The sequence below is a fragment of the Candidatus Manganitrophus noduliformans genome (genome assembly GCF_012184425.1).
Taxonomy (GTDB): domain Bacteria; phylum Nitrospirota; class Nitrospiria; order SBBL01; family Manganitrophaceae; genus Manganitrophus; species Manganitrophus noduliformans.
Window position 1 is genome coordinate 1,174,773 of sequence record NZ_VTOW01000001.1, and the last position, 21,163, is coordinate 1,195,935.

Consider the following 21,163-nt stretch of genomic DNA (forward strand, 5'->3'; position numbering starts at 1 on the left):
TTTGGAGAAAGGGAGAGATGAAGCGGTACGATCTGGTGGTCATTGGGGCCGGAAGCGGCGGTTTCGCGGCGGCCCGCGTCGCGACAGGATACGGGAAAAAAGTGGCCCTGATCGATAAGGGTCCTTTCGGAGGGCTTTGCATTCTGAAGGGCTGTATGCCCTCCAAAACCCTTCTCCGTTCTTCGGAGTTGGCCCATCTCGCCGGAACCTCCAAGGCGCTGGGGGTGGCGGTTCACGGGCTTACCCTGGATTATCCTGGGATCATCTCCAGGAAGAATAAAATCATAAAAGGATTCATAGATTATCGATGGGAGGAGGTCCGATCGAATCCGCGGATCGCTTTTATCGAAGGAGCTGCGCAATTTCGCTCACCCGGCGAAGTGCAGGTCGGAGCGAAGGTGATTCAGGGTGACCGATTCGTGATTTCGACCGGATCGAGCCTCTTCATTCCCCCCATCCCCGGGCTGAGGGAAACCGGCTTCATCACCAGCGACGAGGCGCTGGAGCGGATCGATCTTCCCCGATCTCTGGCGGTCCTGGGAGGGGGCGCCGTTGCGCTCGAATTGGGACAGCATTTTTCCCGAATGGGGGTGAAGGTCTCGATCTTTGAGAGAAGAAACTCTCTTCTGAGCCGGGAGGACGGCGACATCGGCTTGGCGCTGGCCGGATACCTCCGTGAAGAGGGAATGGAGGTCTACACCAATGTCGTTTTTGAGCGGATCTCAGCGGACGGAACTTTAAAACAGGTCGAAGCGCGCGTCGATGGAAGGCCGATCTGTTTCAAAGCGGAAGAGATCCTGGTCGCCACCGGCCGTCAGGCGGCGCTTGAGAAACTGAATCTGGAAGCGGCGGGGGTCGCCTATACACCGAAGGGGGTGGTCGTGAATGAGGAGATGCGGACTACGGCCTCCTCGATCTTTGCGGCGGGCGATGCGACGGGAATCTACCCATTGACGCACGTCGCCGTCTATCAAGGGGAGATCGCGGGACACAATGCCTTCTCCCATGTCAAACGCAAGGCCGCCTACCGGCTGGTTCCGCAGATCATCTTTACCGATCCGACCTTCGCGAAGGTCGGCATGACGGAAAGAGAGGCGAAGGAGAAGGGGTTGGAGGTGATCGTGGCCGCTTACCCGTTTGATGATCTCGGAAAGGCGATCTGCACCGGCCAGACGAAAGGATACGTCAAGATGCTGGCCGACGCCGGAAGCGGGGAGATTCTGGGGGTCCACCTCTTGGGGCCCGAGGGGGCGTCGCTGATTTACGGAATGAATGTCGCGATGCGCTTCCGGGCGACGGTTCATCAACTGCTTGAGATCCCGTATTTTCATCCGGCCCTCTCGGAAATTTTCACCTATCCGGCGGAAGAGATCGCTCGAAAGTTGTCCCATCCGATTCACAAAGAGGCTGACTGATGCTTGAACTTTACCAATTCGAGGAATGTCCCTATTGTCAAATCGTCCGGGCCAGGTTGACCGATTTAGGGATCGACTACCTGATCCGCAATGAACCCCGTGATAAACAGAAGCGGGAGCGGCTTCAGAGGATCTCCGGCCAAAAAGGAGTTCCGACGCTGGTCGATCCGGAAAGAGGGGTCGTTATCCCGGATGATGACGAGAAGATTATTCGTTATCTCGAGGAACAGTATCAAAAATAGACCATGGAGGGAGGAGAGATGGAGATGCTGTTTCGTGGAACGGAGGCCTTCGGCGGGCCGGGGATGCCGCCCCGGTGGACGCGCAGCGAGAAAGAGGGAATCGGCACGGCGTATCATACGGCGAGCCGGGTTTGGTTCACCCTCTCGCACGGGATTCTCAATGAGGTCTATTTCCCCACCGTCGATCTGCCGCAGATTCGGGATATGGAGTTCCTGATCAGCGACGGGGAGAGCTTCTTTCACGAGGAGAAACGGGACCTCGCCACCGAACTCTCATATCTCGATGACCATTCGCTCGGCTATCGGATCGTCAAGAGCGATCCGCAGGGACGCTACCGGATCGTCAAGGAGGTGATCGCCGATCCCTATCTCCCCTGCGTGTTGATCCAGACCGAGCTTCAGGGGGAGGAGGAATTTCTCAAACGGCTCCATCTCTATCTCCTCTTGGCGCCGCATGTGGAAGGGCGCGGGTGGGGGAACGCCGCCGCCAAGGTGAAAGTGGCCGGCCGGGAGGTCCTGACGGCGTTTCGAAATCAGGTTTATCTGGCGCTGGGGGCGACGGTGCCGTTTCTCAAAAGTTCTTGCGGTTATGTCGGGGCCAGCGACGGCTGGACCGACCTGCGCGACAATTTCCGGATGGATTGGGAGTTCGACTACGCCCGGGACGGTAATGTGGCGCTCATGGGAGAGCTTGATCTCTCCAAGACCCGGACATTCAAGGTCGGCCTCGGATTCGGATTCGGTCTCCACGGCGCCGCAACGACCTTGCTTCAGTGCCTCTCCAATCCCCACGAGGAGTACCGAAAAAGATTCCAGACGCAGTGGGAGCGGGCCTGCCGCGATATCCTGCCGATGGAGAAGGTGTCGGGAGACGACGGGCGTCTCTATCACATCAGCCACAGCCTGCTGATGGCCCATGAAGACAAGACCTACCCGGGAGCGATCATCGCTTCGATGAGCATCCCCTGGGGAGAAGTCCACGGAGACGACGACGGCCTGGGGGGCTATCACCTGGTCTGGACGCGCGATCTCTGCAACAGCGCCACGGGGCTGCTCGCCGCGGAGAGCATCGGGACGCCGCTTCGCGCGCTCGTTTATCTGGCGGCCTCGCAGCAGCCGGACGGCGGCTTTCATCAAAACTTCTGGATCGACGGGCAGCCTTACTGGACCGGGATCCAGCTCGATGAAGTCGCCTTTCCGATCCTCCTCGCATGGCATCTGGAACACCGCGGGGCCTTGCGCGATTTTGATCCCTATCCGATGGTGCTGCGCGCCGCGCATTATCTGATCCGCCAGGGGCCGGCCACGCCGCAGGAGCGCTGGGAGGAGAACGGCGGCTACTCTCCTTCGACCCTCGCCTCGAATATCGCGGCGCTGATCTGCGCGGCCGAGTTCGCCCGGAAACGGAACGATCCCGAGACGGCGCGTTTCCTCGAAGAGTACGCCGACTTTCTCGAGTCTCACGTCGATGCCTGGACCGTGACGACCCAGGGGACCCTCGTGCCGGAGATTCCCCGCCATTTCATCCGAATTCTCCCGGCGGACTGTCAGGATCCGTACCCCTGTGAGGATCCCGACACCGGAACCCTGATCCTTCACAATCAGCCACCGGGAGGGGAGTTTGAATTTCCGGCAAAAGAGATCGTCGATGCCGGTTTTTTGGAGCTGGTCCGCTATGGGATTCGGAAGGGGGGTGATCGGCTCATCGAGGATTCCCTCCGGGTGGTCGATGCGGTGCTGAAAGTGGAGACCGATTTCGGCCCCTGCTGGCGGCGCTACAATCACGACGGCTACGGACAGCGGCCCGACGGAGGCCCCTACATTGGCTGGGGGAAGGGGCGGGCCTGGCCGCTTCTGACGGGGGAGCGAGCCCACTACGAGCTGGCGGCCGGCCGGGACATCGGCCCGTTCATCAGGGCGATCGAAGGTTTTGCCTCCAAAGGGGGGATGCTCCCGGAGCAGATCTGGGATGAGCCGGACCGGCCCGAATGGGGAATGTCTCAGGGGCGCCCGACCGGTTCGGCCATGCCGCTGATGTGGGCGCATGCGGAATATATCAAGCTGCTCCGCTCCGCCCGCGATGGATCTGTTTTCGACCGGATTCCCGCAGTGGCGGAGCGTTATCTGGGACGCAAGGGGCGCAAGGATCTGGAGGTTTGGAAGTTCAACCGGCGCATCCGGGCGGCGAAGGGGGGGAAGACCCTTCGGATCCAGGCGCCGGCCCCCTTTCGTCTCCGCTGGACCCTCGATGAGTGGAAGACCCTCCGCGACGCCGATGCGAAGGGGACGGGAGTCGGCATCTATTATGTCGATATCGGGGTCTCGAAGCTCCAGAAAGCGCCGATCCGGTTTACGTTCTACTGGCTGGCAGAAAACAGATGGGAAGGAAACGATTTTTCTGTAACGGCGCAGGCGGTCTGATTAAAATATCTCATAGAGAATGACAATCTCAAACGGAGGGGGCCGATGAAAAAGGGAATGCTGATTCTGATGGCGGTTTGGATCCTGTCTGGATGCGCGGCGACGGCCCGGCACGGAAAGTCGGTGGGGGGGCCGGTGGAAGGGGAGCCGGGAGGGTACGTATCGAAGATGTCGGAAGGGACCGATGTCTTCTTTTACCCCGTCACGGAGCCGACGCCCGCCAACGAATTGCTGGCGGAGCTGAAGAAGGAGAACAACTGTAAGGAACTGGTCAATACGGAGGTCGACTACCGGACGAAGGTCATGTGGTATCTCCTCCACGGCCATCCTCAGGTCAGGGTCTCCGGATACTGTATCCGATAGGGGCATCCCTGTTTTATTGTTCGGCCGGGGATTGTCCTCACCGAATGAAATTATTTTCCGTTTTGGGCTTCTCTTAAAGTAAAGAAGCGCAAGGGGGGAGGATTGCGTCGAACCGGATCGGCCAAGTTCCCGCGCGGCAACGAGAGGCTTTACGGACGGCGGAAGGAGAGAAAATGAATCGAACAGATCACGATCTGGACCCGCTCTGCGTCAATACCCTCCGATTTCTGGCGGCCGATGCGGTGCAGAAGGCGAACTCGGGCCACCCCGGCACGCCGATGGGACTCGCCCCGCTCGGCTATCTCCTCTGGACCCGGTTTTTAAAACACAATCCGAGAAACCCGCAGTGGCCCGACCGGGACCGCTTTGTCCTCTCGGCGGGACATGCCTCCATGCTCCTCTACAGTCTCCTCCACTTGACCGGTTATGACCTGCCGCTGGAAGAGATCCGGCGCTTTCGTCAATGGGGGAGCAAAACGCCGGGCCATCCGGAATATGGCCACACCCCCGGGGTGGAGACGACGACCGGTCCGCTCGGGCAGGGGTTTGCCAACGGGGTCGGGATGGCGATGGCCGAGCGCTTCCTGGCGGCCCGCTTCAACCGCCCCGGCTACGATATCGTCGACCACAACACCTATGTCATCGCCGGCGACGGCGACATGATGGAGGGGATTACCTCAGAGGCGGCCTCGCTTGCCGGAAATCTCCGGCTGGGGAAACTGATCTGCTTCTACGACGACAACCACATCACGATCGAAGGGAGCACCGACCTCGCCTTCTGCGAGAATGTCAAGAAGCGCTTTGAAGCCTACTGCTGGCACGTCGTCGCCGTTCATGACGATGGGAACGACCTCGACGCGATTTCAGAGGCGATCCGGTCGGCTCAGGCCGAGACCGACCGGCCCTCGCTGATCATCGTCCGGACCCATATCGGTTATGGGAGTCCCCACAAACAGGACACCGCCCAGGCCCATGGCGAGCCGCTGGGGGAGGAAGAGGTCGCGCGGACCAAGCAGAACCTCGGCTGGCCTCCGGCGCCGGACTTTTATATCCCGGACGCCGCGCTGAGGCATTACCGCAAGGGGGTCGAGAAGGGGCAACGCCTGGAGGCCGACTGGCAGCGGCGGTTTGCGGCTTACGCGGCCGAGTATCCTGATTTGGCGGAGGGGTGGCGACGGGTGATGAACGGAACGCTCCCGGAAGAATGGGACGCTGAGATCAAAAAATACCGGCCGAAAGGCCCGATGGCGACCCGCCAGGCCTCCGGGGAGGTTCTCAACCGGGTGGCCCCCGCTCTTCCAACCCTGATCGGCGGCTCGGCCGATCTGGCCCCTTCGACCAATACCTATTTGAAAGGGATGGGCGATTTTCTGGCGGACCAAGACGGCGGGCGCAACATCCACTTCGGCGTCCGGGAGCATGGGATGGGAGGCATCCTCAACGGAATGGCGCTCCATCGCGGTGTGATTCCCTATGGCGGGACCTTCCTGATCTTTTCCGACTACATGAAACCGTCGATCCGGTTGGCGGCGCTGATGAACCTCCCGGTCATTTATGTCTTTACCCACGACAGCATCGGCCTGGGGGAGGACGGTCCGACCCATCAGCCGATCGAACAGTTGGCCGGCTTGAGGGCGATCCCCAACCTGACGGTGATCCGCCCGGCCGACGCGACCGAAACCGAGGCCGCCTGGCGCCTGGCGATTGAGCGGCGGGGGGGACCGGTGGCGCTGGTCCTGACCCGGCAGAAGCTTCCGCTCCTTGATCGAAGCCGATATGCGCCGGCCGGTCTTGTCGAGAAAGGAGCCTACCTCTTGACCGAGACCCAAGGCAGACCGGCCGAGCTGATCCTGATCGCCACAGGCTCCGAAGTCCACCTGGCGCTGGAGGCGGCTCAAAAGCTCGCGTCGCAGGGGATGGCCGTCCGCGTGGTCAGCATGCCGAGCTGGGAACTCTTTGAAAAGCAGCCGGTGGAATACCGCAACGCCGTTCTCCCTCCTGAAATCACCGCCCGTGTATCGATCGAAGCCGCGTCGACCTTCGGGTGGCGCCGGTATGTCGGCTTGAAAGGGGATGCGATCGGCCGGGACGACTTCGGCGCCTCCGCCCCGGGAGAAGTCGTCCTGCGCGAGTTCGGGTTCACAGCGGAAAACGTGATGACGCGGGTCCTAAAACTTTTAAAGAATCGGTCTCAGGCAATTAGAGAAAAGGAGCAGCGATCATGAAAGCAAATCCGATAAAAAAATTGCGGAAATACGGCCAGAGCCTCTGGCTTGACCACATCCGCCGGGCCCTGATCACCTCCGGAGCGCTTCAGAAGCTGATTGATGAGGGTCTCATGGGGGTGACCTCCAACCCGACGATTTTCGAGAAGGCGATCGCGGGGAGCAAAGACTATGATGAACAGATGCAATTGCTTCTCTCCGAGGGGAAAGGGGTTCCGGAAATCCTGAACGCGCTGACGGTTCAGGATATCCAGATGGCGGCGGACCTCTTCCGGCCGGTTTATGAGAAGACGAAGGAGGAGGATGGGTTTGTCTCCATCGAACTCGATCCGGCTCTCGCCCACCGGACGGAAGCAACCCTCCAAGCGGCAAAAAACCTCCACCCGCTGCTGAATCGGAAAAATGTGATGATCAAAGTCCCGGCGACCGCGGAAGGGATTCCGGCGATCGAGGCGTTGACCGCGGAGGGGTTTTCCATCAATGTAACCCTGATCTTTTCCGTCGAGCAGTACGAGCAGGTGGCGAGGGCTTACATCGCTGGGTTGAAAAAGTGGGTTCAACAGGGTCGGTCGAGCGAATCGATCCGGTCGGTCGCCAGCGTTTTCGTCAGCCGCCTCGATACCGTCGTCGATCGTCTCATCGACGAGCGCCTTCATGCCGCCAAGACCGCTTCGGAGCGGGAGATTTTAAGGTCTCTGTTGGGAAAGGCGGGGATCGCCAACGCCAAACGGATCTATCAGAAGTTCAAGGAGATCTTTCACGGCCCTGCGTTTCTCGATCTTCAGAAGCAGGGGGCCGCGCCCCAGCGGCCTCTGTGGGCGAGCACCGGGACCAAAAACCCGAACTATTCGGATCTCCTCTACGTCGAGGCATTGATCGGACCGCATACGGTCAATACCGTTCCTCCCGCCACCCTGACCGCCTTCCAGGACCATGGAAAGGTGCGCGCTACGCTCGAAGAGAACCTCGAAGAGGCGGAGGCTGTCTTGGAAACGCTGGAGGAACTCGGGATCGATCTCCGAGAGCGGACTCGGCGGCTTCAGGAAGAGGGGGTGGCGTCGTTCTCCGATTCATTTCAAAAGCTGACCCGTTGTATCGCCGCGAAGCGGGAGAGGATGCTGGGGGAGCATGAGGAGCGCTTTTCCGCCTCGTTGGGCCATGATGAGGAAGCGGTTCATGCGAGGCTCCGCTCGCTGGAGAAAGAGAAGTTCGCTGAAAGACTCTGGACCAAGGAGGCCTCTTTGTGGAAGAGCGATCCAAAGATCCAGGAGAAAATCAAAAACCGCCTCGGCTGGCTCACCATTACGGAGGCGATGTTGGAGCAGGCTGCGGATTTGACGGCGTTTGCCCGGTCCATCAAAGAAGCGGGTTTTACCCGTGTGGTCCTCCTGGGGATGGGGGGGAGCAGCCTCTGCCCGGAGGTCTGCCGAAAGACCTATGGGGTTGCGCCCGGCTATCCCGACCTGCGGGTGCTCGACAGCACCGATCCGGCGACGATTCTGAGCGTGGAGCGATCGGTCAATCTCGAGACGACCCTTTTTATCCTGGCCAGCAAGTCGGGCACGACGATTGAGGTGGAGTCGCTATATCGATATTTTTTTAAAAAACTGCAGGCCCTCCGGGACTTACCCGGAGAACAGTTTATCGCGATCACCGATCCGGGCACCCCTCTTGAGAAGCTCGCTCAGGAAAATGGATTCCGCAGGATCTTCTTGACGCCTCGGGATATCGGAGGGCGTTACTCCGCCCACACTTACTTCGGACTGGTTCCGCTGGCGCTCATCGGGGTCGATGTCGCCGCCTTTCTGGATCGTGCCCTTGAGATGGTCCAGGCTTCCCAGTCGTGCGTTCCCGCCGAGGAAAATCCCGGTATCCGGCTCGGGGCGATTCTCGGCGTGCTCGGCAGAGAAGGGCGCGACAAGGTGACGTTGATCGCATCGCCCGCCATCGGCAGCTTCGGATACTGGCTGGAGCAGCTCCTCGCGGAGAGCACGGGAAAGGAAGGAAGAGGGCTTCTCCCGATCGAGGGGGAAGCCGTGGGAAGGCCGGAGATCTATGGGGAGGACCGCCTCTTCGTCTCTCTTAGAGTCGCTTCCGATAAAGATGACTTGACGGATCGAAAGCTCCGGACGCTGCAGGAGCACGGCCATCCCGTCGTTCGGATTCTTCTTCGCGACCCGCTTGATCTCGCCGGTGAATTCTTCCGGTGGGAGGTGGCGACGGCGACGGCCGGGGCGATCCTCGGAATCAATCCTTTCGACGAACCGAACGTGACGGAGAGCAAGGAGAACACACAACGGCTTCTGGAGGCGTTCCGGAAGAGCGGCCGGTTTCCCTCCCGTGAGCCGATCCTGGAGGAGGAAGGGATCCGCCTCTATTCGGATTCCGGGATTGCGCCCGGCGGATTTCTCCAAGAGATGGTCTGGAAATTTCTCGGTCCGGCGAAGGGATCGGATTACGTCGCCTTGATGGCCTATCTGGAGCGCTCCGCCGTTCATGAAGAGCTGTTGCAGAGGCTCCGGTCGCTGATCCGCGATCGCACGCGTCTGGCCGCGACATTGGGATATGGGCCGCGATTCCTTCACTCCACCGGGCAGTTTCACAAGGGGGGCCCCGACGCGGGGTTCTTTATCCAGATCACCGCCGAAGATCAAGAAGCGCTTCCGATCCCGGGGGAAGATTACGGCTTCTCTCTCCTCAAACAGTCGCAGGCGCTGGGGGATTATCTCTCGCTGACGAATCGAGGGCGGCGCGTCCTGGAGATTCGCCTGGGCCGGGAGGTCGAGGCGGATCTCCGGAAGGTCGTGAACCGGATGGAAAATCGATCATGAACGATCAAAAACAAGGAGGATCACCATGCAGCTCGGATTGATTGGACTGGGACGGATGGGGGCCAATATGGCGCAGCGGCTGGTCGAGGGGGGACATACAGTCGTCGGCTACGACCCCAACCCCGACGCGGTTCGACGGATCAGCCGACCGGGCGCGGTCGGCGTCGCCACGCTGTCCGAATTGATAAAGCCACTTGAGCCGCCCCGCGCCGTCTGGATCATGGTGCCGGCGGGAGAGGCGGTGACCGAAACGATCCATGCCCTGCTCCCCCACCTTTCTCGGGGGGACATCCTCATCGACGGGGGGAATTCCTATTATAAAGATTCCATCCAAAGGGCAAAGGCGCTTGAACCGAGGGGGATTCACTTTCTTGATGTCGGAACCAGCGGAGGCATCTGGGGGCTATCGGTCGGCTACTGCCTGATGATCGGAGGAGAGGAGGAGAGTTTTAAGCGACTCGAGCCTGCATTCAAGACCCTCGCTCCCAAGGAGGGCTACCTTTACTGCGGCGCAAGCGGCGCCGGGCATTTTGCAAAGATGATCCATAACGGGATCGAATACGCGATGCTTCAGGCCTATGGAGAAGGGTTTGAGCTTCTGAACGCCTCCCCCTTCGAGTTCGATTTAGAGAAGATCGCCCATCTCTGGAACCAGGGGAGCGTCGTCCGCTCCTGGCTTTTGGAGTTGGCGGAGGGGGCCTTTTCGAAGGACGCCACGCTGGAGGGTTTCAAGGGGGTTGTGGAAGATTCGGGGGAGGGGCGATGGACCGTTCTAGAAGCGGTGGAACGGGGGGTGCCGGCTCCGGCCATTGCGACGGCGCTCTTCCGCCGCTTCCGCTCCCGTGAGGAGGAGGCGTTCTCGGACAAGTTTATCGCCGCGCTGCGAAAGGAGTTTGGAGGCCATGAACCCAAAAGAAAATAGCGACATCCCAACTGCCGTCGTCTCCGGAGGGGTCACCTCGCAGCAGGAGTGTAAAGAGCGTGTCCCGGAGCCGGGCGGTCTCGTGATCTTCGGCGCCGCAGGCGACCTCACCCGGCGCAAGCTGATTCCAGCCCTGTTTCATCTCTTCCAAGGGGGCCTGCTGCCGGATCGGTGGTATGTCGTCGGGTCCAGCCGGAATGAGATGGATGACAGGGCTTTTCGTGAATCGGTCAACGCTTCCCTCGATGCGTTTTCGAAGAACGACTCCGGCGATCCCTCCCTTCGGGAGAGGTTCGTCAAACGATTCCATTATCTTCCCGGCGACTTTGAGGAGGCCGGGTTTTATTCGCATCTTCGAGAACGGTTGATCCGGCTCGACCAAGCGCATGGAACGGGGGGGAATCGGCTCTTCTACCTTGCGACCCCACCCGCCCTCTATTCCGGGATCGTCGGCCAACTGGGTGCGGCCGGCCTGAACCGGTCCGCGGGATGGACCCGGATCGTCATCGAGAAGCCGTTCGGCAAAGATCTCGCCTCGGCCCAGGCCCTGAGCCGGAAGGTCCGGTCGGTCTTCAAGGAAGAGCAGATCTACCGGATCGATCACTATCTGGGAAAAGAGACGGTCCAGAATATCCTCTTCTTCAGGTTTGCCAATGCGATCTTCGAGCCGATCTGGAACCGGCGCTACATCGACCATGTTCAGATCACCGCCGCGGAGACCCTGGGAGTGGAGCGGCGGGCCGGTTATTATGAGGGGGCCGGGGCGCTTCGGGACATGTTCCAGAACCACCTCCTTCAGCTCCTCTCCCTCGTGGCGATGGAGCCGCCGTCCCGCTTTGAAGCCGACCTGATCCGGGACGAGAAGGTAAAGGTGTTAAAGTCGGTTCGTCCGATTCTTCCCGAAGAAGTCGACCGTTTTTCAGCGCGCGGGCAGTATGGGCCGGGGATCCTGGAGGGAGCGCCGGTCGCAGGCTATCGAAGCGAGCCGGGGGTAGCGCCCGATTCGAAGACCGAGACCTACGCCGCGCTACAGATCCAGATTGATAATTGGCGGTGGCAGGGGGTTCCGTTCTATCTTCGGTCGGGCAAAAGGCTGGCCAAGCGGGTGACGGAGATCGCAATCGAATTCAAGCAGGTCCCCCATCTTCTCTTCAAACCGCTCCTTTCGGACGCGATCGCATCCAACACCCTGGTGCTGAGGGTTCAACCCGGCGAAGGGATCTCGCTCGCCTTTCAGGCCAAACACCCGGGGCCAAAACTCTGCTTGGGGTGTGTGACGATGGATTTTAACTACGACGGCGTCTTTCAGATCCCCTCGCCCGAGGCGTATGAGCGCCTGCTGTTGGACTGCCTGGCGGGTGATTCGATGCTCTTTGCGCGGGGGGATTGGGTTGAACTCTCCTGGTCTCTCCTCACGCCGATTCTGGACGCCTGGAACGAAAAGTCCGCTTCGACGTCGGTTCCGGATTACCCCGCCGGGAGCCCCGGTCCGAAAGAGGCCGATGCGCTGATCGCGCGCGATGGACGCCGTTGGAGGCCCCTCTGAAAATGGACGATCAAGGCATGGAGGTTAAAATCGCGCGCGACCTGGAAGATCTCAGCGAAAAAGCGGCGGAGTTCGTCCTCCGATTCGTCATGGATCTCCTGAAGGGTCAGGAGTCTGTTTCAATCGCCCTCGCGGGTGGAGCGACGCCGAAATTCCTCTACGAGCGCCTTGCCATCCAATCGATTCAACAGAAGATCCCGTGGAGTCGGGTCCATCTCTTTTGGGGAGATGAGCGCTGCGTGCCGCCGGAGGATCCCGATTCGAATTACCGCATGGCCGATGCGACGTTGATCTCCCAAGTTCCGATACCGATGGAGAACGTTCATCGGATGCCGGGTGAAAAGGCGCCTGAAGCGGCGGCCGAAGAATATGAAAAGACGCTCCGCGCCTTCTTCGGGTCCTCGCCGGAATGGCCCCGCTTCGATCTGGTGCTTCTGGGCGTTGGCGCCGACGGCCATACCGCTTCCCTTTTTCCGGGATCCCCGGCGCTGAAAGAGAAAAAGCGATGGGTCATCGCTCCGTACGTGGAGAAATTGAAGGTCCACCGGTTGACCCTGACCCTTCCGGTCTTCAATCATGCCGCCTTGGTCCTCTTTCTCATCTCCGGGAGAGAGAAGGCCCCGATCGTGAGGGCGTTGCTTTCATCCGTTCCGCTCCAGATCTTCTTCCCGGCCCAGATGATCCGGCCGGTTCAGGGGAGGCGGCTCTTTTTCCTCGATCCCTCCGCCGCGAGTCTCCTGGATCAAGGCCGAGGAGGATGAACCGATGCGGGGGCCAAAGACGATTGAACACGCATCGCGCGTCGAATTCACCTGTAGGGGTTCAACATGTTGAACCCCTACAAAAGTCAATGCCTGATGGGAAGGTGATCAAAAAGTGAAGGGGGCTGCGATCAGTCATAAGAACCATCCGACCGAAAAAGAATCAAGCCGGAATCATTTGTATCGGCTTAAACTGCTCATCCTCGCGTTGTTCATCGGCGCAATGAGCGCGATCGCTTGGCTGAACGGGGTGGAAGCGTGGTTCGATCTGCATCGAATCACCGCTGTTATTCAAGGGCTCGGCCTTCTGGCTCCCATCATCTATATCTTCTTCAGAGTGGCGGGGGTGGTCCTCATGCTTCCAAGCCTTCCCCTCGACGCGGCGGCCGGTACCGTTTTCGGACCCTTTTTAGGGGGGGTCTACTCCATCATTGGGACGGAAGCCGGGGCGCTGATCAGCTTCCTGATCGCGCGAAGACTCGGAAGAGAGGCGGTGACACGATGGCTGCGGAGGGATATCGTATTCTGCGACCTCTGCGCCGAACGGCAATTGGTCTATGTGATCTTTTTGGCAAGGCTGCTGCCGATGATCTCCTTTGATCTGGTGAGCTACGGGGCGGGGCTGACCCGGATGTCGATCCGTGGATTTGCGCTGGCAACCCTTTTGGGAATGATACCGCTCACCTTTGCGATCAGCTACTCCGGAAGAAGTTTATTCTCCGCTCCCGGGCTCTCATTGTTGCTGGGGGCGCTGGTGGTTGTGTTGTTTTTCTTGGTCCCCATCTGGATCAAGCGGCGCAATCCGTGGGGACTGTATGATCGGATGATGGACGAGTTTCGTTCAAAATGAGTAAGCGCCCAGACGGCCCAATGCCAACGGTCACGGAGCGGCGCCTTATTCCTGCGCGCCTGCCCGGGAGGAGAGAAGAATGATTCTTGCGGGGGATATCGGAGGAACCAAGACGATCCTGGCGCTTTTCACCTGTGACGGGGAAAAACCCGTCCTGCTGGACGAGCAGGTTTTTCCGAGCCGATCTTATGCCGACTTTTCACAGGTGGTTCAGGAATTCCTTAAAGACCGGAAGACCTCATTCCGGGAAGCCTGCTTCGGCGTGGCGGGGCCGGTCGTCAACGGCCGGTGCGAGACCACCAATCTTCCTTGGACCGTGGAGGCCGATCAAATCGGCCGGCGGTTCAAGATTCCTTCCGTGGCGTTGCTCAACGATCTGGAGGCGACCGCTTACGGCGCCTTGGGGCTGACCGAGAAAGGGTATTGCAGTCTCAACCCGGGTCAGGCGGACGCGGGAGGAAATAGAGCCGTGATCGCGGCGGGGACCGGGTTGGGGGAGGCGATTCTCTTTTGGGATGGTTCAACCTGCCGGCCGTCGGCGTCGGAAGGAGGACATGCCGATTTCGCGCCGCGCAACCCCCTCGAAATCGAACTGCTCGAATATTTACTAAAACGATATACCCGGGTAAGTTATGAACGGGTTCTCTCCGGCCCCGGAATTTGGAACATCTATCAGTTCTTGAGGGACGCCGGGGAGGGGGAAGAGCCTTCCTGGCTCTCCGAACGGCTGTCGAAAGAGGATCCCTCTTCCGTGATTTCGGAGGCGGCCCTCGCCGGAAAGGCGGATCTCTGCGTGAAAGCGCTCGATCTCTTTGTCTCGGTCTATGGGGCCGAGGCGGGCAATTTGGCGCTCAAGGCCCTGACGACCGGCGGGATCTATGTCGGAGGGGGGATCGCGCCGAAGATTTTGAGCAGGTTGATCGATGGGGCATTTATGAAGGGGTTTCTCGACAAGGGACGCTTCGCGTCGTTGATGAGCCGCATCCCGGTCCGGGTCATTCTCGATGAGAAGACGGCCCTGCTCGGGGCGGCGCGTTACGCCTGTATTCAAGGGGGGAAATCATCATGAACAGAAAGAAGATGACACTGGCGCGCCATGTCCTGGAGCAGCAAAAATACAGCCCGAAAGCGACGGGGGAGCTCTCCTCGCTGTTGATCCAGCTTGGCCTGGCCGCGAAAACAATTGTCAGGGAGGTCAGCCGGGCCGGCTTGGTCAACATCCTGGGGCTCACCGGCGAAACCAATGTCCAGGGGGAAGCGGTCAAGAAGCTCGATCGGTTCGCCAACGAGGTCTTCGTCGAGGCGTTTGGATACGGCGGGCTCCTCTGCACGCTGATTTCCGAGGAGATGGAAAAACCGCTGCATCTCCCGGAGAACTGCCCGCAGGGCCATTACACCCTTTTGGTCGATCCGATCGACGGATCGTCGAATATCGATGTCAACGGGATTTTCGGCTCGATCTTCTCCTTTCAAAAGAGACCAGAAGGCGAGGCGCACGGGACACCGGAGGCGCTTCTGCGGAAGGGATCGGAGCAGATCGCGGCCGGCTACATCATGTATGGCCCCAGCACGATGCTGGTGTACACTGTCGGGAGTGGGGTTCATGGCTTTACACTTGATCCGGGGGTGGGCGAGTTTTTTCTCTCCCATGAGAATATCCGGATTCCGACGCGCAGCCGCGCCTACAGCGTGAATCAAGGGAACTATCGCCGATGGGCCCCCGAGGTCCAACGTCTGGTCGATGATTTTAGCGGGCGAGGGGACGAAGGGGAGCGGGGTTATGCGCTCCGGTATGCGGGATCGCTCTTGGCCGACATTCATCGAATCCTTCTCGAAGGGGGGATTTATCTCTACCCGGGGAGTCTGGATCAACCGGAGGGGAAGCTACGGCTCCTTTATGAGGCGGCCCCCCTTGCCTTGGTGGTAGAACAGGCGGGGGGACGCGCCAGCACCGGGACCGAGTCGATCCTCGCTCTTCAGCCGAAGAACCTCCATCAACGCGTGCCGCTCTTCATCGGAAGCCCGGAAGAGGTGGCGCGGGCCGAATCGTTCATCCGGAGCCGCAGAAGAAAGGGGATCAATGATTCCGGAGGGGAGCGTCTCCCGTGAGGAGAGAAAAAGACTATGCGCGCCGGATTGCGGCGAACCATTGCGGAGGAGAGAATCGATGACACGGACATCTGAGATCCATCATGAGCTCGGCACGATGCTTCCGGCGGATGAGTACAACCGGACGCTGATCCACAACGTTCACCCGCCCGACTGGGTCAACCCGGAGCCGACGGGGCGATACAACCTCATCGTGATCGGGGCCGGAACGGCGGGGCTGGTGACGGCGGCGGTGGCGGCGGCGCTCGGCGCGAAGGTGGCGCTGATCGAGCGGCATCTGATGGGGGGGGACTGTCTGAACGTCGGCTGCGTTCCGTCGAAAGGGATGCTCCGCGCCGCGCGCGCCTGGGCCGATCTTCACCGGGCGGAGGCATTCGGCGCCCAGGTCCCGCCCGGCGTGAAATACGATTTCGCCGAAGCGATGGCCCGGATGCGGCGGCTGCGGGCGCGGATCAGCCCGAACGATTCGGCGCGACGGTTCCAACAGATGGGGGTCGATGTTTTCCTCGGAGAGGGACAGTTCGTCGCGCCCGATGCCGTCGAAGTCGGCGGCAAGCGGCTTCTCTTTTCAAAGGCGGTCATCTGCACCGGGGCGCGGGCGGCGGCACCCCCGATCCCCGGCCTGAAGGAGACCGGTTATCTGACGAACGAGACCGTCTTTAGTCTCACAGAACTCCCCAGCCGGATTGCAGTGATCGGCGGGGGGCCGATCGGCTGCGAGCTGGCGCAGGCCTTCGCCCGGTTCGGCAGCCGCGTCACCCTCTTCGAGAAGAACGGCCGAATCCTCCCGCGCGAGGAGGCCGATGCGGCGGGGATCGTCCAGACACGGATGGAAAAAGAGGAAGTTGCGTTCGTCTTCCATGCGGACCTGCTACGTGCCGAGCGCCGAGGGAGCGAGAAAGTCCTGCCTTACCGATCGAAGGGTGAGGAGAAGGAGTGGGTCGGCGAGGCGATCCTGATCGGCGTCGGCCGCGCTCCGAATGTGGAAGGGCTCGGCCTGGAGGAGGCGGGGGTTGATTACAATACGAAAACCGGAGTCCGGGTGAACGCGCGGCTTCAGACGACGAACCCGAAGATCTACTCGGCGGGGGATGTCTGCTTCCCCTATCAGTTCACCCACACCGCCGACGCCCTCGCCCAGATCGTCATCCAGAACGCCCTCTTTCCCCATCCGCTCGGCCTTGGCTATGCCGGCACCGATACGTTGATCATTCCCTGGTGCACCTACACCGAGCCGGAGCTGGCCCATGTCGGTCTCTCGGAAGCCGATGCGAAAGCGAAAGGAATTGAGGTCTCCACCTACACCTATCCTCTCCATGAGGTCGACCGGGCGATCCTCGACGGAGAGAACGAAGGATTCGCCCGGGTGCATGTCAAAAAGGGAACCGACACGATCGTCGGCGCGACGATCGTCGCCGCGCATGCCGGCGATCTGATCTCCCTCTTCACCCTGGCGATGAAGGCGGGGGCGGGGCTTGGGACGATCGCCGGAACAATCTTTCCCTACCCGACGCAGGCGGAGGTGGTCAAGAAGGCGGCGACGCTCTGGCGGAAGAGCACCTTCACCGAAGGGAAGAGAAAAATCTTGATGCGATGGTTTGGCTGGACGCGGTGAGCATGCAGCGGAACGCCGATCGGTCGAATGACCTCCCGCGCTTCTTCACGGAATCCGGCGTCGAGATCCCCTCGGTGACCGCCGATCAGATGCGGGAGATCGACCGGATCGCAATGGAGGAGACCGGCCCGAACCTCTTTCAGATGATGGAGAACGCGGGGCGCAGCCTGGCGCTGATGGCGCTCGATTTTCTCGGAAGGGAGTGGCGGAAGGCGAGGATTACCGTTCTGGCGGGGGGCGGGGGGAACGGCGGGGGAGGAATCTGCGCCGCGCGCCATCTGGCGAATCGAGGCATTGCCGTCTCCCTCTGCCTGGCAACCGAGCGGCTCGGCGAAGTTCCCGCGCAGCAGCAGGGGATCTTCCAATCGACGCGAGGAAAAGAGATCGATCCGGATCATCTGAACCGGACCCCGGCCGATCTGATCGTCGATGCGCTGATCGGCTACGGTTTGACCGACGCGCCGCGCGGCACGGCGGTGGCGCTGATCGGCTGGGCGAACGGGAGCGGGACGCCGATTCTCAGCCTCGATCTTCCGAGCGGCCTCGACGCCGCCACCGGCGTTGCATACGGCGAGGCGATCCGTCCGCAGGCAACGCTGACGCTCGCCCTTCCGAAGCGGGGACTGCATCCCGATCGGACCGGACCTCTCTTCCTCGCAGATCTCGGCATTCCGGAGGAGACCTATCACCGGGCGGGGGTGGCCTACACGCCGCCTTTCGGAAATCGGTTTTACATTCCTCTTGTCGTTCGGTAAAGAACGGACTCAACGGAGGTCATGATGAAAGCGATTGCCGTTCGGCCTGGACAGCCGAATTCGGTTCACTTGGCGGAGGTTCCGACCCCCTCGATGGCGTCGATCCCCGACGGCCGGGGGGTGCGGGTTCGGATGCTGCGCGTCGGGATCGACGGAACCGACAAGGAGATCAATGAAGGGTTATACGGCGCGCCCCCTCCGGGAGAAGAAATCTTGGTGATCGGCCATGAAGGATTCGGCCGAGTGGAAGAGGTCGGTTCGGAAGTTTCCGATCTCTCCCCCGACGACTACGTCGTCCCGATGGTGCGGCGGCCGGGCGGGAGTCTCTACGACCGGATCGGTTTTCCCGACCTGAGCACCGATGAGACCTACTATGAGCGGGGGATCAACTTCCTTCACGGCTACCTCGCCGAGGAGGTCGTGGACGATGCCTCTTATCTCGTGAAGGTACCGCCGTCGCTGAAAGAAGTGGGGGTGCTGGTCGAGCCGACGACGGTGGCCGAGAAGGGGTGGCGGCAGGCGGTGGAGATTCAGCGGCGACTGAGACTCTGGCGGCCGCAACGGACGGCGGTGCTCGGCGCCGGGACGATCGGCCTTCTGGCGACGCTGATTTTCCGGTTGCGGGGATTCGATGTGACAACCTTTGCTCGAACGAAGAAGCCGTATCTCAACACCGATCTGGCCGAGGCGGTGGGGGCCCGTTATTATTCCACGCAGGAGATCTCGCTCCTGGAGGCGGCGAACCGGGAGGGCCCCTTCGACATGATCCTGGAGGCGACCGGTTATTCTCCGCTCGCCTTCGAGGCGATGGAGGCGGTCGGAAAAAATGGGATCATCATTCTCTCCAGTGTGACGGGGGGCGACCGAAAGGTGGAAGTCCCGGCCGACCGGATTAACCTGGAATTTGTTCTCGGAAACAAAGTCGCCGTCGGGATCGTCAGCGCGGGCCGCGACGATTTCGAGGCGGCGGTCCGAGATCTGGCGCATGCCGAGGCGGCCTATCCCGGCTGGCTGAAACGGCTGCTGACCCATGCAGTTCAAGGGTTGGAAAATTACCCCCTTCTCTTCAACGATCTGACCGAGGAAAAGGAGGCGATCAAAGTCTACTGCGACATCGCCGAATTCTGAGAGGAACAACATGGCGTATCAACCGATCGAAAACTACGGTCTTATCGGAGACATGCATACGGCGGCCCTCGTCGGGATGGACGGGTCGATCGACTGGTTCTGCTTCCCCCACTTCGACTCGCCGAGCGTCTTCGGAGCGATCCTGGATGATCGAAGAGGGGGACGGTTCAAGATCGCGCCGGTGGACGGCGACACGGCAATCCGGCGCAAGCAGTTCTATTGGCCCGATACCAATATTCTCGTGACCCGCTTCCTCTCCGCGGACGGCGTCGGGGAAGTGACCGACTATATGCCGGTCGGGGTCGAATGGCAGGGGCACGGCCGCCACCAACTCGTCCGCCGCGTCCGGGTCGTCCGGGGAGCGATGAGGTTTCACCTGGAGTGCCGCCCCGCCTTCAACTATGCCCGCGACCGCCACGATGTCCGAATCATCCCGGGCGGGGCCTGTTTCCATTCGCCGCAGCTTCACCTCGGACTGGCCACCCGGCTCCCGTTGACGCCGGAGGGAGAGGGGGTCGTCTCGGATTTCGTCCTGCGTGAGGGGGAGAGCGCGACATCGATTCTCCAGGATACCGAGCCGGAAGCGGGCTGCGGGGCGGGATTATCGGAGGAAGAGGCGACGGCGCTTTTCAAGAAAACGGTCGAATACTGGCGGCGATGGCTCTCCAAGTGCAACTACAGCGGCCGATGGCGGGAGATGGTCCACCGGTCGGCGCTGGCTCTTAAGCTCCTCACCTTTCAGCCGACGGGGGCGATCGTCGCCGCGCCGACCTGTTCTCTTCCGGAGACGATTGGCGGAGGTCGGAATTGGGATTACCGTTACACCTGGATCCGGGATGCCGCCTTCACCCTTTACGCGTTCATGCGGATCGGATTCACGGAGGAGGCGACGGCGTTTATGCACTGGCTGGAAGCGCGCTGCGCGGAGTTGAACCCGGATGGGTCGCTTCAGATCATGTACGGGATCGACGGCCGGCATGCGCTGACGGAGGAACATCTCGATCATCTCGAAGGGTACCGGGGATCGCGGCCGGTCCGGATCGGAAACGGGGCCTACAACCAACTCCAGCTCGACATCTACGGGGAGTTGATCGATTCGGTCTATCTTTATAACAAGTACGGCTCGCCGATTTCATACGATCTCTGGCGCCATCTCGGCCGACTGATGGAGTATGTCGCCAGCCATTGGGATCGGCCCGATGAGGGGATCTGGGAGATCCGTAGCGGGCGGCAGCACTTTGTCTATTCAAAGTTGATGTGCTGGGTGGCGTTCGACAGAGCGCTGCGCCTTGCCGACAAGCGCTCCTTTCCCGCTGATCGGCAGAAGTGGCTCGCCTGCCGCGATATCCTCTATCATCAGATCATGACAGAGGGATGGGATAAAGAGCGGCAAGCGTTCACACAGTACTACGGCGGCCGCGCCCTGGATGCGGCCAATCTTCTGATGCCCCTTGTCTTCTTCGTCTCTCCCGACGATCCTCGGATGCGAAAGACGCTGGACGCCGTTCTCAAATCGCCTGAAGAAGGGGGGCTTGTCTCGAACAGTCTGGTCTACCGTTACAATGTTCGGGATCTGCCCGACGGCTTTAACGAGGTGGAGGGGACATTCAACATGTGCACCTTCTGGCTGGTCGAGGCGATGGCGCGGGCCGGACGTTCCGACCCGGAGAGGCTCGATACCGCCCGGTTGATCTTCGAGCAGATGCTCGGCTATTCGAACCACCTCGGCCTCTTCGCCGAGGAGACCGGGCCGAGCGGCGAGGCGCTCGGCAACTTCCCGCAAGCCTTCACCCATCTCGCCCTGATCAGCGCCGCTTTCAACCTCGACCGGGCGCTCGGAAATTGGCGATAAAACCAAGGCGGAAAGTGCGCATCGGAACGAACCGCCTTTCCAAAAATCCCGATCTGTTATATCGATCGTCAATGAAGCCCCCTGGTGCAGGGGGGCTTGGAATGCCGCGATCCATTGCTTCTGCTTCC

Annotated in this window: 16 protein-coding genes; all 16 read left to right on the forward strand. The window is 60.8% G+C overall.

Features of this window, described 5'->3' with window-relative positions; genetic code table 11:
• The first annotated feature begins 17 nt into the window (after nucleotides 1–17).
• The 16 genes from MNODULE_RS05890 (at nucleotide 18) to MNODULE_RS05965 (ending at nucleotide 21,035) form a co-directional block, all read left to right on the forward strand.
• Nucleotides 18–1,415 carry a dihydrolipoyl dehydrogenase family protein gene (locus MNODULE_RS05890; RefSeq protein ID WP_168058521.1) on the forward strand — a complete coding sequence of 466 codons (1,398 nt, stop codon included), beginning with the start codon at nucleotides 18–20 and terminating at the stop codon, nucleotides 1,413–1,415.
• On the forward strand, nucleotides 1,415–1,657 hold the full coding sequence (locus tag MNODULE_RS05895) for a glutathione S-transferase N-terminal domain-containing protein (protein ID WP_168058522.1): 243 nt from the start codon (nucleotides 1,415–1,417) through the stop codon (nucleotides 1,655–1,657). Before MNODULE_RS05890 ends, MNODULE_RS05895 begins: the two co-directional genes overlap by 1 nt.
• A gap of 18 nt (nucleotides 1,658–1,675) precedes the next feature.
• Nucleotides 1,676–4,078, forward strand: coding sequence for a glycoside hydrolase family 15 protein (locus MNODULE_RS05900; RefSeq protein ID WP_168058523.1), 2,403 nt, complete (start codon nucleotides 1,676–1,678; stop codon nucleotides 4,076–4,078).
• Nucleotides 4,079–4,123: 45 nt separating this feature from the next.
• Nucleotides 4,124–4,441 (forward strand): hypothetical protein, encoded by a 318-nt coding sequence (locus MNODULE_RS05905; RefSeq protein ID WP_168058524.1) that lies wholly within the window; start codon nucleotides 4,124–4,126, stop codon nucleotides 4,439–4,441.
• Between the two features lie 173 nt (nucleotides 4,442–4,614).
• On the forward strand, nucleotides 4,615–6,666 hold the full coding sequence (tkt, locus tag MNODULE_RS05910) for a transketolase (protein WP_168058525.1): 2,052 nt from the start codon (nucleotides 4,615–4,617) through the stop codon (nucleotides 6,664–6,666).
• On the forward strand, nucleotides 6,663–9,497 hold the full coding sequence (locus MNODULE_RS05915) for a bifunctional transaldolase/phosoglucose isomerase (RefSeq protein ID WP_168058526.1): 2,835 nt from the start codon (nucleotides 6,663–6,665) through the stop codon (nucleotides 9,495–9,497). The genes tkt and MNODULE_RS05915 overlap by 4 nt, the downstream gene beginning before the upstream one ends.
• Nucleotides 9,498–9,522: 25 nt before the next feature.
• Nucleotides 9,523–10,419, forward strand: coding sequence for a phosphogluconate dehydrogenase (NAD(+)-dependent, decarboxylating) (gene gnd, locus MNODULE_RS05920; protein ID WP_168058527.1), 897 nt, complete (start codon nucleotides 9,523–9,525; stop codon nucleotides 10,417–10,419).
• Nucleotides 10,400–11,965, forward strand: coding sequence for a glucose-6-phosphate dehydrogenase (zwf, locus tag MNODULE_RS05925; RefSeq protein ID WP_168058528.1), 1,566 nt, complete (start codon nucleotides 10,400–10,402; stop codon nucleotides 11,963–11,965). The genes gnd and zwf overlap by 20 nt, the downstream gene beginning before the upstream one ends.
• 2 nt (nucleotides 11,966–11,967) lie before the next feature.
• Nucleotides 11,968–12,726, forward strand: a complete 759-nt coding sequence (pgl, locus tag MNODULE_RS05930) for a 6-phosphogluconolactonase (RefSeq protein ID WP_168058529.1) — start codon at nucleotides 11,968–11,970, stop codon at nucleotides 12,724–12,726.
• Between the two features lie 178 nt (nucleotides 12,727–12,904).
• On the forward strand, nucleotides 12,905–13,576 hold the full coding sequence (locus tag MNODULE_RS05935; protein ID WP_168058530.1) for a TVP38/TMEM64 family protein: 672 nt from the start codon (nucleotides 12,905–12,907) through the stop codon (nucleotides 13,574–13,576).
• A 79-nt stretch (nucleotides 13,577–13,655) separates the two neighbouring features.
• Entirely contained in the window at nucleotides 13,656–14,645 is a 990-nt protein-coding gene (glk, locus tag MNODULE_RS05940; protein ID WP_168058531.1) for a glucokinase, read from the forward strand.
• The gene (gene fbp / locus MNODULE_RS05945; protein WP_168058532.1) at nucleotides 14,642–15,685 is read left to right on the forward strand and encodes a class 1 fructose-bisphosphatase; all 1,044 of its coding nucleotides are present in this window, start codon (nucleotides 14,642–14,644) and stop codon (nucleotides 15,683–15,685) included. Before glk ends, fbp begins: the two co-directional genes overlap by 4 nt.
• A gap of 58 nt (nucleotides 15,686–15,743) precedes the next feature.
• On the forward strand, nucleotides 15,744–17,300 hold the full coding sequence (locus MNODULE_RS05950) for a mercuric reductase (protein WP_238339222.1): 1,557 nt from the start codon (nucleotides 15,744–15,746) through the stop codon (nucleotides 17,298–17,300).
• Nucleotides 17,279–18,055 (forward strand): NAD(P)H-hydrate epimerase, encoded by a 777-nt coding sequence (locus tag MNODULE_RS05955; protein ID WP_202882122.1) that lies wholly within the window; start codon nucleotides 17,279–17,281, stop codon nucleotides 18,053–18,055. The genes MNODULE_RS05950 and MNODULE_RS05955 overlap by 22 nt, the downstream gene beginning before the upstream one ends.
• A 21-nt stretch (nucleotides 18,056–18,076) precedes the next feature.
• Entirely contained in the window at nucleotides 18,077–19,183 is a 1,107-nt protein-coding gene (locus MNODULE_RS05960; RefSeq protein WP_202882123.1) for a glucose 1-dehydrogenase, read from the forward strand.
• 10 nt (nucleotides 19,184–19,193) lie between these two features.
• Nucleotides 19,194–21,035, forward strand: coding sequence for a glycoside hydrolase family 15 protein (locus tag MNODULE_RS05965; protein ID WP_168058533.1), 1,842 nt, complete (start codon nucleotides 19,194–19,196; stop codon nucleotides 21,033–21,035).
• Nucleotides 21,036–21,163: the final 128 nt, after the last annotated feature.